Origin of the sequence: Rheinheimera riviphila (assembly GCF_004005945.1) — a bacterium.
GTDB classification, from domain to species: domain Bacteria; phylum Pseudomonadota; class Gammaproteobacteria; order Enterobacterales; family Alteromonadaceae; genus Pararheinheimera; species Pararheinheimera riviphila.
In genome coordinates, this window is the sequence record NZ_SACS01000011.1 from 13,445 (window position 1) to 33,785 (window position 20,341).

A 20,341-nucleotide genomic window follows, 5' to 3' on the forward strand; every position below is an offset into this window, starting at 1 on the left:
TCTTGGCTTCTGATCCGAAATGTGGCTGTCCTGATCCGGAAGAAGAGGTTGTGGCTGTCCTGATCCGAAAAAAAGGGTTCATATCACTGAACCCTTGGTATATTGCAGCTGATCTGCGTCTTTAAGATTTAGCCTTCAGCTTCAATGTTCTATCACTCAAACCAACACCTAACGCGCTTCAAAATAAAACGGCAGGCGTTTGGTTTCTTTGCCATTGAGTTCATTCATGCTGGCGGCGTCAAACAAGCGGCCGTTGACCATGGTCATCGCTACTTTGTCGCTGTCCTGAATGTTGGCGAGCGGGTTGCCGTCAATGACAATTAAATCCGCCAATTTTCCGGCTTCCAGCGACCCTAATTGATGGTCCATGCCGAAGGTTTTTGCCGGGTTAATGGTCGCGGTTTTCAGCGCTTCGAGCGGTGTCATGCCACCTTGGGCGAACATCCAGATCTCCCAGTGAGCGCCTAAACTTTCACGTTGACCGTGGGCACCGATATTGGTGATGACGCCTAAGTCACTCAATTCCTTCGCTGATTTCGCGATACTGAAGTGGTTGTAGTGATGCAAAGGCGCAGTTGGGCGGCGCATGCTGCGTGGGCGTAATTCGTCCATCGGTACAAATTTGCTTAAGCGTGGGTGTTTCCACACTTCAGTTTTGTCGTACCAATAGTTTTCGCCCCAAATGCCGCCATAGGCCACCACTAAGGTTGGCGTGTAAGCAGTGCCGCTTTGTTGCCACAGTTGTTTTACATCGTCATACAACTTCGCCGCCGGTAGCGAATGCTCCAGCGTGGTATGGCCGTCGACCACCATGCTGAGGTTATGCTGCAGCAGTGAACCCCCTTCCGGTACTACCATCATGTCCAGTTCACGCGCCGCCTGAATGACTTGCTGACGTTGATTCCGTCGTGGCTGGTTGTAGCTTTTTACCGAGAACGCACCGACTTTTTTCAGCCGCTCTAAATGAAACTTAGCATCGTCCAGACTATCAACATGCGAGGTGTAACCCGGGCCATAAGCGCCGTACAAAATAGTGCCGGTGGAGAAAATCCGTGGGCCAACAATAGCACCGGTTTTTTGTAGTTCACTGGCAGTGAAAATTTCCTGAGTGTCGTTCGACGGGTCATGAATAGCGGTAACACCCAGCGCTAAACTGGCGTAGTTGGCATAGTTTTGCTGTGGAATAAGCTGATTCACACCCTGACCACCATGCGCATGGGCATCAAACAAGCCCGGCATAATGGTTTTACCTGTGATATCAATCACTTTGGCGCCTGACGGAATTTGCACTTCGGCTTTGCTGCCCACGGCTTTGATCAGGTTATTTTCGACAACCACCACGCCATCCTGAATGACGGTATCACCATTCATGGTAATCACCTGGCCGCCGGTGAACGCCACCACACCTTCAGGTTTATATGCGTCAGCTTTAAAGCCAATATTCAGGCCGTTTTTAGCGGCGAAGTCTTTTTTGCCTTCAATCGCAAACACTTGGTTAATATCGGCATGATAGAGCTCAGGCCCTAAGCTCCAGTACAGCTGCTGGCTGTTGCCACTCCAACTAATGTTCTCACCAGCCCGCACCGACAATTGTTTCACCGGGAACTGGGTGTCGGAGCCGCCGATGTCAATCACCGCGCCACGCTCGGCAAACGGTGTCACATAGATTTTAAAGCGGTCAGCGAATGCGACAAATTTGCCATCCGGCGATACTTTAAATTCGGTGCCGTATTTGGCGCTGTATAAAGTACGCTGGGTTTGTTTGACTAAATCGATGCTGAGCAAAGTAGGGGATGCGCCAAAATCCTGGGCGAAGACGCGGTCGTTGCGATCAGAAAAATGCGCTGCATAACCATTGCGGCTAATCAGTGTTGGTTCGCCGCCTGCGACTTTTACAGCATACAAACCGGTATTCAACGACCACTTTTTATCCAGCAAACTACCGGCGCCGCCTTTACGGAACACAATAGTGCTGCCATCCGGGCTAAACGTCGGTTCCACGTATTTGCCCGGCGCTTTGACGATGTCCGTCACTTTGCCGCTGCGTAAATCCAGTACTTTTACTTTGCCCTGGTTTTGATCATGCCAGCTGACATAAACCAGCTTTTTGCCGTCGCGCGAAAACTGCGGATACAGCTCAAATTCGTCGTTTTGTTTGGTCAGGCGTTGTGGCGTACCACCTTTGGCGTCCACTTGGTACAAGTGGCCAAGTGCCGAATAGACAATGGTTTTGCCATCCGGCGAGGCTTGCACAAAACGCAGCATTTTCACGTCAATTTTATCCTGGTCAAGCTCTTGCTTTACCCGCACTGCGGTCTGAATTTGCTTTTCGGTGTTGATATGAAAGGCGATGTCCTTGACCGATTTATCGGCCAAATCTAAAGACTTAATTTTGCCACCAGCCCAGAACACGATGTTTTTGTTATCAGGGGTAAAGCTTAACGTTGGGTACACGCCGTGAATGGCCCAGGTTTCCTGCATGTCGCGATCAAGTTCGCTATACAGCTCGGTCTGTTCGCCTGAGTCTAAGTCATAGACAAATAACGTGGTTTTAAAATCAACGCGGCGGATATAAGCCAGTTTTTTACCATCCGGTGATGGCGTAGGCCGCACAGCGCCGCCAGCGCCTTCCAACAATACTTCAATTTTACCGGTTTCGCGCTCAAAGCGTTTAATGACATAAATGCCTTGCTCGGAGTCTTTGCTGTAGTGAAAAGTGTTGCCAGGGGTATTGTCCTGTGAGAAATACACGTACTTGCCATCTGGCGAAAAGGCGGGCTCGCCTAAATCTTTTTGATCGTTAGCTTTTTCGGTCAACATGACGCCCGAACCACCGGTTTTATGGTATTGCCAGATTTCACCGGCACCGAGGCTGCGGCTATTGGTAAAGTGTTTACGGGCCACGATAAATTCGCCATCCGGGCTCCAGTCCGGGCTGTTGAGCAGGCGGAAGGTTTCGTTGGTCACAGCTTTGGCGTTGCTGCCATCGGCATTCATCACCCAGATATTATCGCCACCACCTTCGTCGCTGGTATAGGCGATATGTTTGCCGTCCGGGCTGAATTTTGGTTGCATCTGCCAGCCGATATCGTTAGTCAGCTGTTTTGGCGTACCGCCATTGACGGACATCGAATACAAATCACCGAGCAAATCAAACACCACAGTTTTGCCATCCGGGCTGATATCCAGGTTCATCCAGGTGCCGGTTTCGGTTTTAATATGGATGGTTTTAAACTGACCTTGTGGCTTATTGACGTTCCACTCTGGTTTTTTGCTGTCGGTGGCTGCGTTCGCGTCGGCGGCTTGCAGGGTAAAGCTGCTGCTGACGGCCAGGGCCAGCAGGCTGAATTGCCATGATTTCATCGATGTTCCTCAGATGGAGATGCTGATTTGAATTTAGATCGCCTGTAGTCGGCGACTTGGTGTTAGGTTTGAATCACCGCTTAACTTGCCACAGATAGCCGGGTTTGGGCAGAGCTTTTGCCGCCGCCTGCGCTGACTCACCCGGCAAAACCGACAAACTACTGTCGATGGCGCGGCTTTGCGGTATATTTGCCGGATACGGCAACAAAGTCCAAAACTATAAAAAGGTTGTGACGCGAAATGGATTCACCTTGTATCGCCAGTTGTAAGCTTAACAGCGACAAAATTTGTATTGGTTGTTATCGTTTGATTGAAGAAATTGTCGACTGGAATAAAAGAACCGATGCCGAGCAACTGCAGATCATCAACCAGCTCGCCGAACGTAAAGCTTTAGTCGATGCGCAGGCGCATTTGCCGACCAGTGCCATCACCCAGAGTGAATGGCAGGCAGCGAAAGCCCGGCTGGCGTTAGCGCGAAAAATGCGGCTTGAGTGACGTCGACCTGAGACAAGCAGGACCACGCCTTCAGAATCAACAAGGAGCCTTATGTTATTAGAAGCAGTCTGGATTGGTTTCGCCTTTAGTCTGGGCATGTTGGTGCGGTTGATTGGCTTACCACCGTTGATTGGTTATCTCGCCGCCGGTTTTGTGATTACCCTAAACGCCGCTGAACTGCAATTGCCGCCTGCTGGCAAAAGTATTATCGACCATGTCGCCCATCTTGGCGTGTTGCTGCTGCTCTTTACCGTTGGCTTAAAACTCAATATCAGAAGCCTTGCTAAGCCCGAAGTGTTGGGCGGCAGCGTGCTGCATTTTGTGGTTTCCGCTATTTTATACGCGCCGATTATTTATTTATCTTTCGAACCCGACTGGTTTCATGCACTGATGCTGGGCGCGGCGCTTGCCTTTTCCAGCACCGTGCTGGCAGCCAAAGTGCTGGAAGGCAAACGGGAAATCCGCGCTTTCCACGGCCGGGTGGCGGTGGGTATTCTCATCATGCAGGATTTATTTGCGATGGGGCTGATGAGCTTTTCGCAAGGTGTCGCGCCATCGCCTTGGGCGTTATTGGTGTTTGCTATCCCGTTGTTAAAACCGCTGTTGTTTAAGCTGATGGACTTAACCGGGCATGATGATTTACAGATTTTGTTCGGCGTATTGCTGGCGGTGGTGCTGGGTGGCGGTGGTTTCCATTTAGTGGGCTTAAGCTCCGAGCTTGGGGCGCTGGTATTTGGGGCGCTGTTATCCAGCCATTCCAGGGCAGGTGAACTTTCCAAAACCTTGTGGGGTTTAAAAGAGTTTTTCCTGGTCGGTTTTTTCTTAAATATCGGCCTCGGTGGGTTGCCGGATCAACAAGCCTGGTTATTCGCGGCGTTGATGACGTTGTTGTTGCCGGTCAAAGGCGCGTTGTTTTTTGGCTTATTAATTCTGTTTAAACTACGTGCCCGCAGTGCATTTTTAACCGGCTTGACGCTCACCAACTACAGCGAATTTGCGTTAATAGTTGCCAGCGTGGCGATGCCGCAGTTTTTGATCCCACTGGCATTAACAGTCGCATTGTCCTTTGTGGTGTCAGCGCCGCTGAATCGGTATGCCCACCCTTTGTATGAGCGCTGGGCGAATCGATTGATCCCGTTTGAGCGTAATATTCATCACCCGGATGAACAGCCGGTTTCCCTGGGTGATGCCGAAGTGTTGATTATGGGGATGGGCCGCACTGGTACCGCCGCTTATCAATATTTACAGCATAAAACCCATTTGGCGGCGCTTGATTCGGATCCGGCGCGGGTCATTAAGCATCAGGCGCTTGGTCACAATGTGTTTTTTGCGGACGCTGAAGATCAGGTGTTCTGGCATGGTTTGCAGTTAGGTAATCTCAAAGCAGTACTGCTGTGTATGAGCGATCTCGAAGCAAAACTAATTGCGGCGCGAAAACTGCGTGATGCCGGATTTTTAGGCTTAATCGTGTCGCACAGTATGCATTCGGACGAAGCCGGCGCCATTATTGCCGCCGGTGCCGACCATACTTATCTGACGATGTCAGAAGCAGGCTTGGGTTTAGCTGAGCGGGTAAGGCAACATATTGCGTTGTAAAGTTGGTGATTTACGTACTACAAAAACGATAGCCGACACCAGCCTCGGTTTTTATGAACTGTGGTGTCGCCGGATTATCTTCAATTTTCTGCCGCAGTGTCGCCACATGCACCCGCACATATTCTGGCCGTCCCTGATACATTTCGCCCCAGACCTGGCGCAAAATTTGGTTATGCGTCAGCACGTTGCCGGCGTGGCGCAATAACAACAGCAAAATATCATATTCGGTTTTAGTCAGGTGCAGCGGGGCGCCGGCTTTGCTGATCTGCCGTTGTACCGGGTCAATCAGCACCTTACCAAACTGCAGGGTTTGCACCGTGCCCTGATGTTGGCGCAAGGCCGCACGAATGCGCGCCAATAACTCACCGGCGCTAAAGGGCTTGGTGATGTAGTCGTTGGCGCCAGCGTCCAGTGCCTGAATTTTGTCTTGCTCTTTGCCACGCGCCGAAATCACAATCACCGGTACCGCGGTCCACTGCCGCAGTTGTTGTAGCACTTGTTGCCCGTCCAGATCGGCAAGGCCTAAATCCAGCAATACCAAATCAAAAGTCTGGCTGCTCAGGATCTGTAAGCCGGTCTGACCGCTGCCACTACTTTGCACATTAAAATTTTGGCTTTGTAATAAGGTCTGCAAAAAACTTTGCACCGCTAAATCGTCTTCGATAATCAGCGCCTGTAACGTCATGCTTGCCACTCCAGTGTTGCGCTGACCCGCGCTGAAACTTGTGCCGGATCGGGCAGTTGTAGCCGGAACTGTCCCTGATGTAACGCCGCCACCGTCTGGCAAATTAATGTCCCCAAACCATGGCTGCGATCTGGTATCGCCTTATTTTGCGCCGCCAGCGGATGGCTGAGCAACAAGCTGTATTGGCCAGGCGATGACTGGGTGTGTGCGCTCAATTGCAATGCAAAAGGCGCCTGGCCATATTTCACCGCGTTCTCGAGCATATTGGCCAGCGCAATTTCCAGTAAATCAAGGTTGCCGCAAAGCTGCAGCGGCGCCCCAAGCTGAAAATCCGCCCGAACGACGGTGGTTAAATCGGGTCTTCTGGCGAGCGCCCCGGCAATCAGTTCATCAGAGCTAAAACTTGATAACTGCAGGCTGTCGCCACAAAGCTGCGCTTTACTCAGCTCCAGCACTTTTTCAAAATGTAAGTCCAGCAATTTGCTTTGCTGATAAATATTGGCGGCTTGCTGCTGCCGCTGTGCCAGCGTTAGCGGTAAATCAGTGTCGGCCAGCATACTGGACGCGCCCATAATGGTGGCAAGTGGGGTGCGTAAATCGTGGGATAGTGATCGCAGTAACATGGCGCGGTGTTGTTCCAGTTCCATTTGCAACTGCTGTTGCTGCGCTTGTTGTTGCAGCTGCACACTCCTGGCGCTTTGACTAAGCAGGGACTGCGCGGCATGAATAAGCGGTTGTTGTCGCCGATAAACAGCTTCGTCCAGCAGCATCCAGCCAGCAACTTTGGGTTGGCCCAGTGGCAACACTATCTGGCTTACAACCTGGCCCTCAACTGGCTGCGGCGGTGTGGCACTGGGTTCTAGCACCACGGACGCTTTTAAACGACGGGTCAGCAGCCTTGCCGCGTATTGGCACTGCGCCGTCCAGTCACTGCAGGAATTCACCCCTTTGGCCAGCATATACATGGCGCGCATTTGTGACATGGCAAGGCGGGTTTTGTGCAGTCGGCGCTGACTTTGATCTGACAAATAGCTGATAAAAATACCTAAGCTTAACATCACCATGAAACTAATCAGGTTACTGGAGTCGTCGACATGCAAGGTGTAGTAGGGCGCCACAAAACACCAGTTCAGTAAGCCAACACAAAGCACAGTCGTCGCAATCGCCCAGCTTTTGCCAAATTGCTGCGCCATCCAGGCAATCCACACTAATTGCAGCATGGCGACATCAGTCGGGCTAATAAAGTCGCGCAGTGGCAACAGCAGCACCGTGATCAACACCGGAATGATCACAGTGCCTGCCAGTGCCGTTGTTTTGCCGAGTTCCCCAGCGGTAAACAAACTCATGTTAATAACGCCAATAAGAAGGAGTAAACAGGATCAGCAAAGTCAGAATTTCCAGGCGTCCCATCAACATCCCCAAACTTAACCACCATTTAGCACCATCCGGCAAGCTAGAAAAATTACCGGCCGGGCCAATAATACTGCCAAGACCTGGCCCGACATTCGCAACCGCCGTGGCAGCACCGGTGACTGCAGTCACTAAATCCAGATCATAAAAGGATAACGCCATTGCCAAAAAGGCGATAGTGGCAAAATAAACAAAACAAAACGCCAATACCGTGCCAAGTAACTGATCATCCACGGTTTTATGGCCATATTTCTGCACCCAGACTGCTTTGGGGTGGATCAGTAACTTCATTTGTTTGACCAGCAGCAATGCCGCCAGCTGAATACGGAAGATTTTTAAGCCACCGGAGGTTGAGCCCGAGCAAGCACCGGCAAAGGTCAGGTAAAAAAACAGCATAATGGCCAGGTTGCCCCACAGCGTATAGTCCTCGGAGGCATAACCACAAGTGGTAATAATCGACACCACATTAAACAGGCTATGGGTCAGTGCATCAAACCAGTTTCGATCGTTCTGGCTAATTTGATAAACCGTCAGCAGTAAGGTGGCGATCAGCACAATACTCAGAAAAGCCCGTACTTGTGGATCCCGCCACAAAGCCTGGCGGTGGCCTTTGACCATACTGACAAACAGCACAAATGGCAGGGCGGCGGCCAGCATAAAAAAGCTGCCGATCCAATAAATATGCGGTTGTGACTTATATTGGCCAAATGACGCATCGTAATTGGCAAAACCGCCGGTGGCGACAGTGCTCATGCCGTGGGTGATGGCGTCAAAGCCGGTCATCCCTGCCACATAATAACTGAGCATGGTGCAGACACTCAGCACCAGATACACCAGCGCGATGGCCGTTGATAAGCTGGAACTGCGTGGCAGAATTTTATCCGAGGTGTCGGAGTTTTCGGTTTTAAACAGCCGCATGCCACCGATTTTTAATGCGGGTAATACCGCTATCGCCATTACAATAATACCGATGCCGCCAATCCAGTTTAAAACAGCACGCCAGAACAATACCCCTTTTGGCATATGGTCTAAACCCACAAATACTGTAGAACCGGTGGTAGTGACGGCGGAGACGGTTTCAAACCAGGCGTCGGTGAAGCTGCAGTCCGGTACAATCAACCAAAATGGGATCGCCGCGAACAAACACAGACTAAGCCAACTTAACGTGGTCAATAAAAACAACTGCCGACTTTTCATGTCACTGGCAAACCGGCCTTTGTAGACCAGCGCATAACCCAAAATGGCCGTGAAAACGGCACTGCTTAAAAACACCCAAAAAATACTTTCGTGGTAAAAGACCGCAACCAATACTGCGATCATTTTGATCCCAGCCAGCATCAGCAATAAATAACCCAGCACCCGGTAAATTAAAAATCGGCTATGGGTGGCTTTGGTAATTTCAGGATAAAAAGTGGTACTCATGAGGGACGTTACGGCAGCAGTAGATGGGTGAATGGTACTGTTTGCCGGGGCGGAGGGTTATCAAGATTGTATTAAGATTTTGGATGGGGATGGTGGTGAATTCGCCCATTTATAAGATGTGTTTAACGTATTGTTATTAAGAGATAAATATGCAGTAGGGCGCTACTCGCCGCGTTAGCGGCAGTACGCCGGATGGTGAATTGATTCGACTAAGCTTCATCAAAGTTGCTGATATGCGGCGCACTACCGCTAACGCGGTGAGTGGCGCCCTACAATTCTATATTTTCAATTAAAATCAGAGGCTTGCGTAGGGCGTACTCACCGCGTCAGCGGTAGTACGCCGAATGGCGATCGCCGCGTCAGCGGTAGTACGCCGAATGGCGCTCGCCGCGTCAGCGGTAGTACGCCGAATGGCGCTCACCGCGTCAGCGGTAGTACGCCGAATGGCGCTCACCGCGTCATCGACAGTACGCCGAATGGTGACTTGTAGCGAATCAACAGCCTAATTATTGGCCTGGCGCATCAGAAATTGTTTAATTTCGTCTTTGGCATGCAGAATATGGCTGGTCAGTTCAGCGCAGGCGCCTTTGATATCGCGCTTGCGGCACAAATCTAATAACCGCTGGTGTTCGGAGCTGGCTTTTTGAATGCCACCGGCCAGTTGCAAGTGCATCCGGATATAACGGTCGGCATTTTTATTCAGATTACCCACAATTTCATAGCTTTGCGGCCGGGTGGCTTTATACAAACAGCTATGAAATTCGGTATTAAGCGTTGGCCACAAATCAGCGTGATCCGGGCTTTGCAATGCTGCATCCAACCGCGCCAAGGTTTGTTCGGCTTGATTTAAATCGTTTTCGGTTAAAAGCGGAATCGAACGCGCCAGCAAATCGGCTTCTAATAACGCCCGCAGTTCAAACAATTCGTCAATCAGCTCGGGACTAATTTCGGTCGCCGTAGCGCCTTTATGCGGTTCGAACTTCACCAAACCTTCGGCTTCAAGTTGCAATAATGCTTCGCGGATCGGAATACGGCTGACATTCAGCTGTTCAGCCAGGGCGGCCTGACGCAGTGGTTCGCCGGCTTTGATTTGACCGGATAAAATTTGCGAGCGAATTGCTTCGACGACGACCTGGGTTCGGGTTTTAAATTCGAGTGCCATAACGTTCTTGGTAGCCAGTAAATGTAACCAGTGTACTGACTACCAAAAAAAAGGCTAGCCACTGCCAGCCTTTTGTTAAAAATTCGCCAGCGATTGCACAAATTATCGACATTGACAGCGTTATCTTACTGATCCGGATAATTTTGCTGGCACAAAGGCCGCAAAAATCTTTGCAGTGCAGCGAGGCCAACCGAGGTCGTGCGAAGGTCAGTCGATGCCGGAAAAGGGCCGCCATGTTGCATCGCCGGGCATACTTCGACACCGGTTGGCATTTGACCGACAATCAAGCGTCCAACCTGGTAAGCCAAACTCTGTCGCAGTTGTTGGTGCTGCGAATTGGCGATATCAAACGCATGCAAAGAAGCACAAAGCTGCCCTGGTAGCGTCGCGACAAATTCATCAAGTTCGGCCAGCGTTTGATAACGGATCACCAAGGCGCAAGGCCCGAAAATCTCTTCCTGCAGTTGCGGGTTCTGCTTAAATTCTGTCAGAGTGCAGCTAAAAAGCTTGGCTTGCGCCTGCCGTTCAGCGCTGGCACCTGTTGCAATCAGAGTGGCGTGTTCGGCGCGATGTTCAGCGTTGGTCTGATAACTCTGGAAAATCCCCGGGTGCAATAAACTTTGTGCCGGTATTTGGCTGATGGCTGCAACTGCGCTGGTAACTAACTGATCGCCAGCAGTAGTTTGCGGCACCAACCATAAACCCGGTTTGGTGCACAACTGGCCGCCCGAGCCGGTGGTAGAAGCCACCAATTGCTGCGCCAGAGTATCCGCCGCAGCAGGTGCCAATTCCGGTAACACCAGCTGCGGGTTTAAACTACCGAGCTCGGCATAAAACGGAATTGGATCCGGTCGTTGATGAATCGATTGACGCAGCGCCATCCCCACCCGCATCGAGCCGGTAAAAGCCGCAGCCTTGATTTCAGGCTGCTGCACTAATTGATGGCTGACGCCGTAAGATTTTGCCTGTAGCAAACTCACCACCGCCGCCGGCATCTTGCAAATGCGGATAGCGGTTTCAATCGCCCGCATCACAAATTCGCTGGTTGCCGGATGTGCGCTGTGCGCTTTCACAATTACCGGGCAACCGGCCGCCAGCGCCGAGGCGGTATCACCACCAGCGACGCTAAAGGCCAACGGGAAATTACTGGCAGCGAATACCGCCACCGGCCCAAGCGGCAATTGGGTCAGCGTTAAGCCAGCTTTTGGTGGCAGAGTTTGTGAGTCTGCGCTTTGCTGACAAACCGCAGCTTGCAGCGTTGTTTCCAGGTTGTTGGCAAACATCTCCAGCTGCAGACAAGTACGGTTCAGTTCGCCTTGTAGTCGTGCTGCCGGCAACGCAGTTTCCAGCGCGGTGATTTGCAAAAGTTCTGCGCTGTTTTCCCGTAACTGCGCGCTGATGTGCCGCAAAAACTCAGCACGATCTTTGGCGCTACGGGCGCGATATTCGATAAATGCCGTAGCTGCTGCCTGACAGGCTTGCTGTAGCTCGTCGATCTGGCAATCAGCAAAGCGCCATTGCATTGGTTCAAAAGTGGTGGCATTGATGGCAGGGAAAAAATCCGGTACTGCAGCTTGCCATTCACCGGCCAGATAGTGCTGGCCGGTATGCGCCTGAAACAAAGTGCTCTGAGGAAATAAAGTGTTCTGAGGAAATAAAGTGCTCTGAGGAAACAAAGTTTTAGTCGGTTGCATATTAAATTACCTGAAAGCCATAAGCATAAGGGTCGTTGTCATCGACGGTGATTTGATTGGCGCCAAACACCCGCGCCCAGCCTTCGATGCCGGGTAATATCGCCGGAATACCGGCAACTTCGGTCACACCTTCGATGGTGCCGGTAAATTGACTGCCAATAAAACTTTCGTGCACGAACTTGTCGCCAAGCGCTAATAGACCTTTGGCAGATAGCTGCGCCATTCGCGCTGACGTGCCAGTGCCGCAGGGCGATCGGTCAATGGCTTTGTCACCATAAAACACTGCATTGGCAGCGCTGGAGGTGCTGTGTTTCGGCGTGCCTGTCCACAATAAATGCGACAAGCCACGTACTTTGTGGTCGAGCGGATGCACACAATCGATGACTCTGCGCGCGGCGTCTCTTACTTGTGGGCTCCAGCACAACAGTTCGGCCGCGCTGTGCTGGTCAACACCTTTAAACTTGCCTTGTGGCTCGATAATGCCGTAGAAATTACCGCCATAAGCGATATCCATTTTCAGCCAGCCAAGTTCCGGTGCTTCAAACTCAACATCTTTGGCATATAAAAATGACGGGATATTAAAAATTTTCACTGCCGTAACTTTATCGCCTTGCTGCTGATATTCCACCTGCAACTGCCCGGCAGGCACATCGATAATCAGCTTGCCTGCGGTTTTTGGTTTCACCAAACCCGCTTCCAGCGCGGCGGTGACAGTACCGATAGTGCCATGGCCACACATCGGCAGGCAGCCGGAAGTTTCAATAAATAAAATCGAAAAATCAGCATTGACGGAGCAGGGTGGATATAAAAACGATCCCGACATCATGTCGTGACCACGCGGTTCGAACATCAGAGCCTGACGGATCCAGTCAAACCGTTCAATAAAATCCAATCGTTTTTCACCCATGGTGCTGCCGCGAAGCACCGGATGACCTGACGTCACCAGCCGCACCGGATTGCCACAGGTGTGGGCGTCGATACAAAAAAACGTGCCTTGTTTCATACCACTGCTCCTCATGTTTAACCTTGGTTAGCAGCCAAATTGTCGATTTGGCAAGGACGCCCGCGATCACTATGCGGGCGTCTATTATTGTTTTTATGTGAAAACTTACTGACTGAATTTGCGAAGATCCGGCCGCGTCGCCATGGCTTCAGCAAACAGAGTTTCTACCCGTTGCCGCTCCAGCCCACTTAAAGGTAGACGTGGTGCGCGCACTGTCTCTGAACCACGACCGGCCAGTTGCTCAGCCAGCTTGATACACTGCACCAACGTCGGAATGGTATCGAGGCGCAGCAGCGGTAAAAACCAACGCCAGATTGCCAATGCTTCCGCGTACCGGCCTTGTTTCGCCAGGTTATAAATCGCCACTGATTCTTGTGGGAACACGTTGGTTAAACCGGAAATCCAGCCGGTGGCGCCGAGCATCAGGCTTTCCAGCGCAATGTCATCAACGCCGCTAAATACGGTAAAGCGGTCACCAAAACGGTTGTAGAGTTCGCTGATACGACGGGTGTCTTCGGTAGATTCTTTCACCGCGACGATATTCGGCTGCTCTGCCAAAATCGCCATGCTATCGAGCGAAATATCGACGCTATAGGACACCGGGTTGTTATAGACCATCACCGGTAATGCGGTGTTTTTCGCCACTTGCAGCAGGTGATGAATGGCTTCATGCGGCTGCGATTTATATACCATACCAGGTAACACCATCAGGCCGTCGATGCCGATGTGTTCAGCATCTTTGGCATAACTGGCAGCAAGGGCTGTGGTGGTTTCGGCGACACCGGAAATTAACGGCACCCGGCCTTTGACCACTTCTTTCGCAGCGCTCAGCACCTGGCGTTTCTCAGCGGCGGATAACGAGCAGTTTTCGCCAACGGTGCCGCAGACAATAATGCCGTGCACACCTTCATTGATCAGCCGATCTAACATCTGCTGACTGGCGTCTAAATCCAGTGATTGATCTGAATGAAACTGCGTACTGACCGCCGGATATACACCTTGCCAATTGACCTTCATTAATTACTCCTTAGATTGCGATTATGCGTTGTGATCAAAGCTACTTGGTGGCATGCTAAGTCAATTGAAGATTGTATACAATATCCAATTTGGTGAAATATGCAGAATAATCGTAAAAACGTGACTGGACAGAGCAGTACGCAGATGGACCCAGACCGCACCACGAGTGCCAACAAAGCAGCAACTGTAGTGATTGGTGCTGGGGTGATAGGGTTGGTGACGGCGTGCCGATTACAACAACAAGGTCAGCAGGTGTTGTTGCTCGACGCCAATGGCGTGGGCGCAGGTTGCTCCTTTGGCAATGCCGGTCATTTAGCCACCGAGCAAGTATTTCCGCTGGCGGACGCGGCATTATTACCAAAATTACCGGGCTTTTTGCTTGATCCACTTGGCCCTTTAGCTATTCGCCCGCGTTATTTTTGGCGCGCGTTACCGTTTTTTTACCGGTTTCTGCGGCAAATGTTTAAAGCACCGCGGGAGAGGAATACTGCAGCGTTAAAGGTGTTATTACAGGATGCAATTCCGGCCTGGCAACGGCTGGCTAAAGACGCTAATTGCGGCGATTTACTGCGTTATCAAGGCAGTTTATTGGTGTTTGAACAAAGCACCTTGTCGCAACAGGATCAGGTGGCACAAGTGGAGCAGGTCGCACAAAGTTATCGCGCGAAGGGGGTGGCTTTAGAAATTCTGACGCAAAAGCAGCTGCAACAACAATATCCCGGGCTTTCTGGCGCTATCCAATATGCCATTTTGTTTACCGAAGTCGGCCATACGCTGTCGCCATCACTGATAAATCAGCGGCTATTGCAGTGGTTTTTAGCGATGGGTGGGCGGTTTGAACAACAAAAAGTGCTGGCAATTGAATCTTCGGAGGCGTCAGCGCTGCAATTGCGCTTAACAACAAAAAAAATCACCGCCAACACCGTGGTGCTGTGCACCGGTGCTTATAGCAAAGAGCTGTTAAAGCCATTGGGTTACCGGCTGCCACTGGAAGCAGAGCGTGGTTATCATCTGATGACCAGCCCACCGTCTATGCCCGCCATTCCGGTTGCTTCTTTTGATCGAAAAATGATTATGACGCCGATGCAGCATGGCTTGCGCCTCGCGGGGACGGTGGAATTTGCCGGATTAAATGCAAGCGACAACTGGCAACGAGCAAAATTGCTGCGTCATCATGGCGAAGCTTTGTGGCCGGAACTGGCCGGTTCTATCAGTCAGGTCGGTCCTGAAGCTTGTTGGTCGGGGCTTCGGCCAACGCTGGCAGATTCATTGCCGGTGATCAGTCAAAGTCATTTGCCTGGGCTGTGGCTACATTTTGGCCATCAGCATTTGGGGTTAACACTGGCGGCGGTCAGTACTGAGTTGTTAATCCAAATGATGCAAGGGGATGCTACTGCAGTCGAGAAGGCGCAGCCTTATCGGGTGAGTCGGTTTGAATAAATGGCTTGAATTGCTGGCTGAATTGCGGTGAGCACCGCTGCTGCGCTGTATTGGTTTTCTGATCGGGCGGCGGCAGCAAAAGTTTTGAAAGTGTCAGAATAGTTTACAGTGATTTAGCGCCATCAGCAGAGTTGTAGTGTACCGTTTATCTCCACGCCGCGCTAGATCAGCTTCGTGGCTTGGATCTGTGCTTTAGGCAAATTAAGGCATTGATTTTGCTTAACGTTCAGACTTTTGTCAGCGTTGTCATGCCTCTAGCTGCAGAGCGTTGACCCATCCTATACCATCGGCTGTTGCTGCTTGCTTGAAGCCTTCGCCAGCAACCCGATGACGACCAAGGACAAAGTCGGAACACTATGCAAATCAAAGCGATGTTGCTACTGGTATTGATGTTATTCAGCTCAGCCGCGCTGTGGCGCATTTCCAGTCTGACTGATTTTCAAATGTTCGGAACTCTGGTGCATCGGGTGGAGACCACCGAGCCGTTAATCGCGCTCACTTTTGATGACGGCCCGACACCGGGCAAAACCGAACAAATTTTACAAATTCTGGCCGCGGAAAATATTCCAGCCACGTTTTTTCTGACCGGCTCCGAACTTGAAGCACACCCACATCTACTGACCCAAATTCTCGCCGCCGGCCATCAGGTCGGTAATCACAGTTACAGCCATCAACGGATGTTGTTTAAAACGCCAGGGTTTATCGCCCGCGAAATTGAAACAACCGATGCGTTGCTCAAAGCCGGTGGTGCGCCTGAACCTTATTATTTTCGGCCGCCTTATGGTAAAAAACTGTTTCTACTACCGCGGTATCTGGCGAAGCATCAGCGTGTCGCCGTAACCTGGGACGTGGCGCCGGAGAATTTCCCGCAGCTGACCCAGGATCCCAAATTGCTGGCTGACTACACCATCGCGCAGGCAAAAGCAGGCTCGATCATTTTATTGCATGTGATGTACGACAGCCGCGCTGCCACCCTGCAGGCGGTGCCACATATTATTCGTGGCCTCAAAGCCAAAGGCTTTCGGTTTGTGACCGTTACTGAGCTGCTCAGTCGACATCCCACCAATGACGTCGCGCGAATGATTAATCCAACTGACCGGTCGCCAGCAGAATATCCGGCTGTTGCAGCAGACTGATTTCAATGCAGATTTTAAGAGCCGCCACTACAAGCTCGGTGCTCATACTGGCACTTTGCAAGCGAGCCGCCTGTGCCGGGCTGTAGGGAATATGAATAAAACCAGCCCGTACCTGTGGTTTTGCTTTCAGGGCATGCATCAGCCCGTAAAACACATGATTACAAACAAAAGTACCAGCGCTAAAAGAAACTTCAGCCGGAATGCCGTGCTGTCGTAATTGCTGCACCAGGTGTTTCAGCGGCAAACTGCTGAAATAGGCTGCGGGGCCGTCATCGGCAGTGGCGGTTGCCAGTGGTTGTTGGCCCTGATTATCCGCAATCCGCGCGTCGTTGTAATTAATCGCCACTTTTTCCAGACTAAAACAAGTTCTGCCACCCGCCTGACCAATAGCCAGAACCAGCACCGGATCCAGCGCGGTTAATTCAGCAGTTAACACCGCTAAGCTTTGCTCAAACACACAAGGTAGCTGACGCGCATGCACCAGGGTTTCGTCGTCCGGCTGCCAGCCATCCAGTTGCTGTACTGCGTCCCAGGATGGATTCGTGGCTTCACCGCCAAAAGGCTCAAAACCGGTGACAAGGATTGTTCGCATTAAAATACCTCTATTGATGTTGTCCGCGGCAGCGCACAGTTAACAGTGCAACGACTAAAACGCCAAAAAATACAGCAGGAAAATATTACACATCAACAGCATCACTGCGGTTGGCGTTTGCGCTTTAATCACCGCATGTTGATCTTTCAGTTCCAATAATGCCGCCGGCACCATATTAAAATTCGCCGCCATTGGCGTCATCAAGGTACCGCAATAACCGCAAAACATGCCGATTGCTGCCATCACCGCCGGGTTGGCGCCATGCTGCATGATCAACACCGGAATACCAATACCGGCGGTGATCACCGGAAAAGCAGCAAAGGCATTGCCCATAATCATCGTAAATAATGCCATCGCAATCGCGTAAGTGGCGACAGCGATGAGTTTGTGATCCACCGCCAGATAAGTTTCGGTCAGCACGGCCACTGCCTGGCCGACACCAGCGTTGTTAAATAACAGGCCAAGCGTTGCCAATAGTTGTGGCAACAAGACTGCCCAGCCCATGGCTTCAAGTAAACGTTTAGCTTCGATACCGCCTTGCAACGGGCTTTCGCGGGTCAGCCAGCAAGCGGCGATAAAAGCCACCACACAGGCAAGCCCCAGGCTGACCAAAGTCAGATTTTTTGGATCCAGTAAGCGCCAACTGTCGTTACCAATCAGCCCCAACACCAGTACGCTAAAGACAGTGATGAAAGGGATCAGCAAAGCGGGCAGAAAGATTTTTTTACCAATGCGCGTCAGCGATAGTTGTAGTTGCTCCGGCGCCAACATTTTGGGCACGGCGCTACTGAGCGCACCAAAACCGGCAAGAAGCGCCAGTAATACCACCATCAGTCCCACCACTTCATGCGGCAGGTAATCGCCGATTAGAAATACTAAGGCATAACAGCCCCAGAATGAAGCTGAGGCAAAACGTCTCGGTTGTTCTTTATTCAGCAGTGTTAAAACCGCCGTCCAGAGTAAAATCAGTCCGACTAAGATGTATAAAAAAGATAAGGAAATCATGCTTGATCTCCCGACGTTGTGCTGGCAACTGGGGTTGGCGATTGCTCTGACATTACCGTAGCTTGTGCCTGCAACCTGCCTAACATCTGATCCATTTGCCGCATTCGGTAGGCATGAATGGCAAAAGCACATAATGCCGTTGGAATGCCCCACAACGCGATATGCAGCGGATCGGTTTCAATACCCGATTCACGCAAAAAGGTGTGCATCAGCACAATGGCGCCAAAAGCGACAAAAATATCTTCGCCAAAAAACAAGCCGATATTGTCGGTAGCGGCCGCCATCGCTTTGACTTTCTCCCGAATGCGCTCTGGAATGCCCGGCCAGCGCTGCTCAGCTAAAGCTTCCGCCATTGGCGCCAGCAGCGGCCGGACCATTTGCGGATGACCGCCCAAACTGGTTAGTCCCAAAGCTGCGGTACTTTCCCGCGCTGCCAAATAAACCGTCAGCAAGCGGCCAACGGTTGCACCTTTAAGGTTTTTAATAAAATTCTGCGCTTGTTGTTTTAAACCGTGGCGTTCGGCGAGGCCAATCACCGCCAACGGCAATAACAAAATCACCGGCAAGGTGCGGGTTTTTAAGAAACCTTCACCCAGCTGCGCCAAAATTTCGCGAATGGGCATTAAGGCAGCAAGCCCGGTGATAATGCCGGCGACCAATACTACTAACACCGGGTTGAACTTGAGTAAAAAGCCCAACATCACCACGCCGATGCCAAGCAATGGCCATAAATTTACAACGTCCATGGAGCCTCTGAGGAAAATGAATGGATGGTTTTTGCTTTGATGACAATGTTCTGTTGTACCAGTGCTTGATGCAGCTCTCGCGCTAAAGTCACAGCTTCAGGACTGTCGCCATGCAAACATAAACTGTCGGCTTGTAAGGTAAGTAAGTCGCCATTAATCGCCTGTAACCGGTGTTGTTGCACCAATAACAAGCTTTGCGAAATGGCGGCATCGGTATTTAGCAAGGCACCGGGCTTCGCACGCGAAACTAGCTGGCCATTGGCTTGATAACCGCGGTCGGCGAAAGCTTCGGCAATCACCGGCAGTTGTTGCTGCACGGCAGTTAAATGCAACGGGCTTTGCGCCAGTGTCATCAATGGCAACTGATAGTGGCGACTAAGTTGCAACAATAAATTGCCGATCTGCGGGTGCTGCGCTGCAGTGTTGTACAAGGCGCCATGGGCTTTCAGATGATGCACTGTCACACCTTCTTCGGTGGCAAGCTGGAGGAAATAATCGAGTTGTTGCAGCAGGCTGGTGCGCAATTCCGGTAACGGCATTTCTAACGCCAGTCGGCCAAAATTTTGTCGATCCGGATAAGAAGGGTGGGCTCCGACCGCAACGTGATGTTTTTTACACAGCCGCAGTGCCTGCCGTATTTCAGTTTCAGAACCGGCATGCGCGCCACAGCTGATATTGGCCGACGACAACCAGGGCACAATAGCACCGTCGTCAAAACCTTCGCCGATATCGGCATTTAAATCGATTTGCATCTTAGGTTGCACAATATTTAGATTTAGCATGCAGCAGCTTCACTTTGATCAATCTGTGGCCAATTTTTGGCCACTCTGTAGCAAAAAGTTGCTTGCACCATATCAGCTTGAAAGCAGCCTGCAAAGCTGGTTTGACCGCTGTGGCAGTGCGGTAATTTGCGGCCAATCCACAAGATTCGGTACACTGGCGCTTTACCAGCAAGGGCGAAGAAGCAACATGCACCATCACTTATCGGCAGCAAAAACAGCGAACACTATCGACATAAGGCCCGCAACATTAGCAGACCTTACCGGCGTTGCAGCTCTGGAACAGCAAGTGTTTGAAACCGCAGTTTATCCCGATTTCTTTTTCCGTCAGGCGCATGATTTATGGCCGGATTTTCTGCTATTGGCATGGCAGGGAACAACGCTGCTTGGTTATTTACTGGCGGCGCCCGGTCAACAGGGTGTTGCCAGTCTGGGGATTTTGTCGCTGGCGGTGTCGGAACAAAGTCGTGGCCTTGGCGTGGGCCAAGCACTGCTGCAGTATTTAATCCGACATTGCCCACCAGCCACCAGACAATTATGGCTGACCGTCGCCCCGGATAATCTGCCAGCATTACATCTGTATAAAAAATCGGGATTCATTGAGCAAAATTATACGGAAGATTACTACGGCAAAGGCGAACCACGCTGGTTGCTGGTGAAGCATCTTTCGTCTGATATCGTGAGCAAATTCTGATACAAAATTCCATGAAAACAGGGCGCTAAGCCGCGCCATTGCTGGATTTAAACAAATGCTCGACGTCATCGAAAACCCTCGCTATAATGCCGCGTCCTATTA

The 20,341-nt window shown here is 51.1% G+C and carries 17 protein-coding genes; 5 read left to right on the top strand and 12 right to left on the bottom strand.

What is annotated here, in order from left to right; all coding sequences use genetic code 11:
- Positions 1-168 precede the first annotated feature (168 nt).
- A complete protein-coding gene (locus tag EOE67_RS11125) occupies positions 169-3,363 on the bottom strand; it encodes an amidohydrolase family protein (RefSeq protein WP_127699158.1) in 3,195 nt (1,064 codons plus the stop codon).
- A gap of 240 nt (positions 3,364-3,603) precedes the next feature.
- Between EOE67_RS11125 and EOE67_RS11130 the strand changes: the two genes are divergently transcribed.
- Entirely contained in the window at positions 3,604-3,858 is a 255-nt protein-coding gene (locus EOE67_RS11130; RefSeq protein ID WP_127699159.1) for a DUF1289 domain-containing protein, read from the top strand.
- Positions 3,859-3,909: 51 nt separating this feature from the next.
- Positions 3,910-5,454, top strand: coding sequence for a cation:proton antiporter domain-containing protein (locus EOE67_RS11135; protein WP_127699160.1), 1,545 nt, complete (start codon positions 3,910-3,912; stop codon positions 5,452-5,454).
- 10 nt (positions 5,455-5,464) lie between these two features.
- On the opposite strand, the gene EOE67_RS11140 is transcribed toward EOE67_RS11135, so the two are convergent.
- The 7 genes from EOE67_RS11140 to EOE67_RS11170 all read right to left on the bottom strand — a co-directional run bounded on the left by EOE67_RS11140 (position 5,465) and on the right by EOE67_RS11170 (position 13,847).
- Positions 5,465-6,139 (bottom strand): response regulator, encoded by a 675-nt coding sequence (locus EOE67_RS11140; protein ID WP_127699161.1) that lies wholly within the window; start codon positions 6,137-6,139, stop codon positions 5,465-5,467.
- Entirely contained in the window at positions 6,136-7,485 is a 1,350-nt protein-coding gene (locus EOE67_RS11145; protein WP_127699162.1) for a sensor histidine kinase, read from the bottom strand. The genes EOE67_RS11140 and EOE67_RS11145 overlap by 4 nt, the downstream gene beginning before the upstream one ends.
- Position 7,486: 1 nt before the next feature.
- Positions 7,487-8,971 carry a TrkH family potassium uptake protein gene (locus tag EOE67_RS11150; RefSeq protein ID WP_127699163.1) on the bottom strand — a complete coding sequence of 495 codons (1,485 nt, stop codon included), beginning with the start codon at positions 8,969-8,971 and terminating at the stop codon, positions 7,487-7,489.
- A 502-nt stretch (positions 8,972-9,473) separates the two neighbouring features.
- Positions 9,474-10,133, bottom strand: coding sequence for a GntR family transcriptional regulator (locus EOE67_RS11155; RefSeq protein WP_127699164.1), 660 nt, complete (start codon positions 10,131-10,133; stop codon positions 9,474-9,476).
- Between the two features lie 125 nt (positions 10,134-10,258).
- Positions 10,259-11,827 (bottom strand): aldehyde dehydrogenase (NADP(+)), encoded by a 1,569-nt coding sequence (locus EOE67_RS11160; RefSeq protein ID WP_127699165.1) that lies wholly within the window; start codon positions 11,825-11,827, stop codon positions 10,259-10,261.
- Position 11,828: 1 nt separating this feature from the next.
- On the bottom strand, positions 11,829-12,830 hold the full coding sequence (locus tag EOE67_RS11165) for a 4-hydroxyproline epimerase (protein ID WP_127699166.1): 1,002 nt from the start codon (positions 12,828-12,830) through the stop codon (positions 11,829-11,831).
- 105 nt (positions 12,831-12,935) lie between these two features.
- Positions 12,936-13,847 (bottom strand): dihydrodipicolinate synthase family protein, encoded by a 912-nt coding sequence (locus EOE67_RS11170; RefSeq protein WP_127699167.1) that lies wholly within the window; start codon positions 13,845-13,847, stop codon positions 12,936-12,938.
- A 144-nt stretch (positions 13,848-13,991) separates the two neighbouring features.
- Here EOE67_RS11170 and EOE67_RS11175 point away from each other — a divergent pair, with 144 nt between their 5' ends.
- On the top strand, positions 13,992-15,287 hold the full coding sequence (locus EOE67_RS11175; RefSeq protein WP_127699168.1) for an NAD(P)/FAD-dependent oxidoreductase: 1,296 nt from the start codon (positions 13,992-13,994) through the stop codon (positions 15,285-15,287).
- Positions 15,288-15,643: 356 nt separating this feature from the next.
- On the top strand, positions 15,644-16,423 hold the full coding sequence (locus EOE67_RS11180) for a polysaccharide deacetylase family protein (protein ID WP_206099570.1): 780 nt from the start codon (positions 15,644-15,646) through the stop codon (positions 16,421-16,423).
- On the opposite strand, the gene pcp is transcribed toward EOE67_RS11180, so the two are convergent.
- From pcp to pxpA, 4 genes are read right to left on the bottom strand one after another with little or no spacing between them, the layout of a single operon-like run.
- Complete coding sequence (pcp, locus tag EOE67_RS11185) at positions 16,371-17,015, bottom strand: pyroglutamyl-peptidase I (RefSeq protein WP_127699169.1); 645 nt, start codon at positions 17,013-17,015, stop codon at positions 16,371-16,373. The genes EOE67_RS11180 and pcp overlap by 53 nt on opposite strands.
- A gap of 54 nt (positions 17,016-17,069) precedes the next feature.
- Positions 17,070-18,020 carry a DUF979 domain-containing protein gene (locus EOE67_RS11190; protein WP_127699170.1) on the bottom strand — a complete coding sequence of 317 codons (951 nt, stop codon included), beginning with the start codon at positions 18,018-18,020 and terminating at the stop codon, positions 17,070-17,072.
- Positions 18,017-18,766 carry a DUF969 domain-containing protein gene (locus EOE67_RS11195; protein ID WP_127699171.1) on the bottom strand — a complete coding sequence of 250 codons (750 nt, stop codon included), beginning with the start codon at positions 18,764-18,766 and terminating at the stop codon, positions 18,017-18,019. The genes EOE67_RS11190 and EOE67_RS11195 overlap by 4 nt, the downstream gene beginning before the upstream one ends.
- Positions 18,754-19,518, bottom strand: coding sequence for a 5-oxoprolinase subunit PxpA (pxpA, locus tag EOE67_RS11200; RefSeq protein ID WP_164852299.1), 765 nt, complete (start codon positions 19,516-19,518; stop codon positions 18,754-18,756). Before pxpA ends, EOE67_RS11195 begins: the two co-directional genes overlap by 13 nt.
- Before the next feature lie 217 nt (positions 19,519-19,735).
- On the opposite strand from pxpA, the gene EOE67_RS11205 reads away from it, so the two are divergent.
- Positions 19,736-20,239, top strand: a complete 504-nt coding sequence (locus EOE67_RS11205) for a GNAT family N-acetyltransferase (protein WP_206099571.1) — start codon at positions 19,736-19,738, stop codon at positions 20,237-20,239.
- The last annotated feature ends 102 nt before the right edge of the window (positions 20,240-20,341 follow it).

Bases quoted from the DNA above. Each gene is read 5' to 3' on its own strand.
- EOE67_RS11125 (WP_127699158.1), bottom strand. From the start codon at position 3,363: ATGAAATCATGGCAATTCAGCCTGCTGGCCCTGGCCGTCAGCAGCAGC.
- EOE67_RS11130 (WP_127699159.1), top strand. From the start codon at position 3,604: ATGGATTCACCTTGTATCGCCAGTTGTAAGCTTAACAGCGACAAAATT.
- EOE67_RS11135 (WP_127699160.1), top strand. From the start codon at position 3,910: ATGTTATTAGAAGCAGTCTGGATTGGTTTCGCCTTTAGTCTGGGCATG.
- EOE67_RS11140 (WP_127699161.1), bottom strand. From the start codon at position 6,139: ATGACGTTACAGGCGCTGATTATCGAAGACGATTTAGCGGTGCAAAGT.
- EOE67_RS11145 (WP_127699162.1), bottom strand. From the start codon at position 7,485: ATGAGTTTGTTTACCGCTGGGGAACTCGGCAAAACAACGGCACTGGCA.
- EOE67_RS11150 (WP_127699163.1), bottom strand. From the start codon at position 8,971: ATGAGTACCACTTTTTATCCTGAAATTACCAAAGCCACCCATAGCCGA.
- EOE67_RS11155 (WP_127699164.1), bottom strand. From the start codon at position 10,133: ATGGCACTCGAATTTAAAACCCGAACCCAGGTCGTCGTCGAAGCAATT.
- EOE67_RS11160 (WP_127699165.1), bottom strand. From the start codon at position 11,827: ATGCAACCGACTAAAACTTTGTTTCCTCAGAGCACTTTATTTCCTCAG.
- EOE67_RS11165 (WP_127699166.1), bottom strand. From the start codon at position 12,830: ATGAAACAAGGCACGTTTTTTTGTATCGACGCCCACACCTGTGGCAAT.
- EOE67_RS11170 (WP_127699167.1), bottom strand. From the start codon at position 13,847: ATGAAGGTCAATTGGCAAGGTGTATATCCGGCGGTCAGTACGCAGTTT.
- EOE67_RS11175 (WP_127699168.1), top strand. From the start codon at position 13,992: ATGGACCCAGACCGCACCACGAGTGCCAACAAAGCAGCAACTGTAGTG.
- EOE67_RS11180 (WP_206099570.1), top strand. From the start codon at position 15,644: ATGCAAATCAAAGCGATGTTGCTACTGGTATTGATGTTATTCAGCTCA.
- pcp (WP_127699169.1), bottom strand. From the start codon at position 17,015: ATGCGAACAATCCTTGTCACCGGTTTTGAGCCTTTTGGCGGTGAAGCC.
- EOE67_RS11190 (WP_127699170.1), bottom strand. From the start codon at position 18,020: ATGATTTCCTTATCTTTTTTATACATCTTAGTCGGACTGATTTTACTC.
- EOE67_RS11195 (WP_127699171.1), bottom strand. From the start codon at position 18,766: ATGGACGTTGTAAATTTATGGCCATTGCTTGGCATCGGCGTGGTGATG.
- pxpA (WP_164852299.1), bottom strand. From the start codon at position 19,518: ATGCAAATCGATTTAAATGCCGATATCGGCGAAGGTTTTGACGACGGT.
- EOE67_RS11205 (WP_206099571.1), top strand. From the start codon at position 19,736: ATGCACCATCACTTATCGGCAGCAAAAACAGCGAACACTATCGACATA.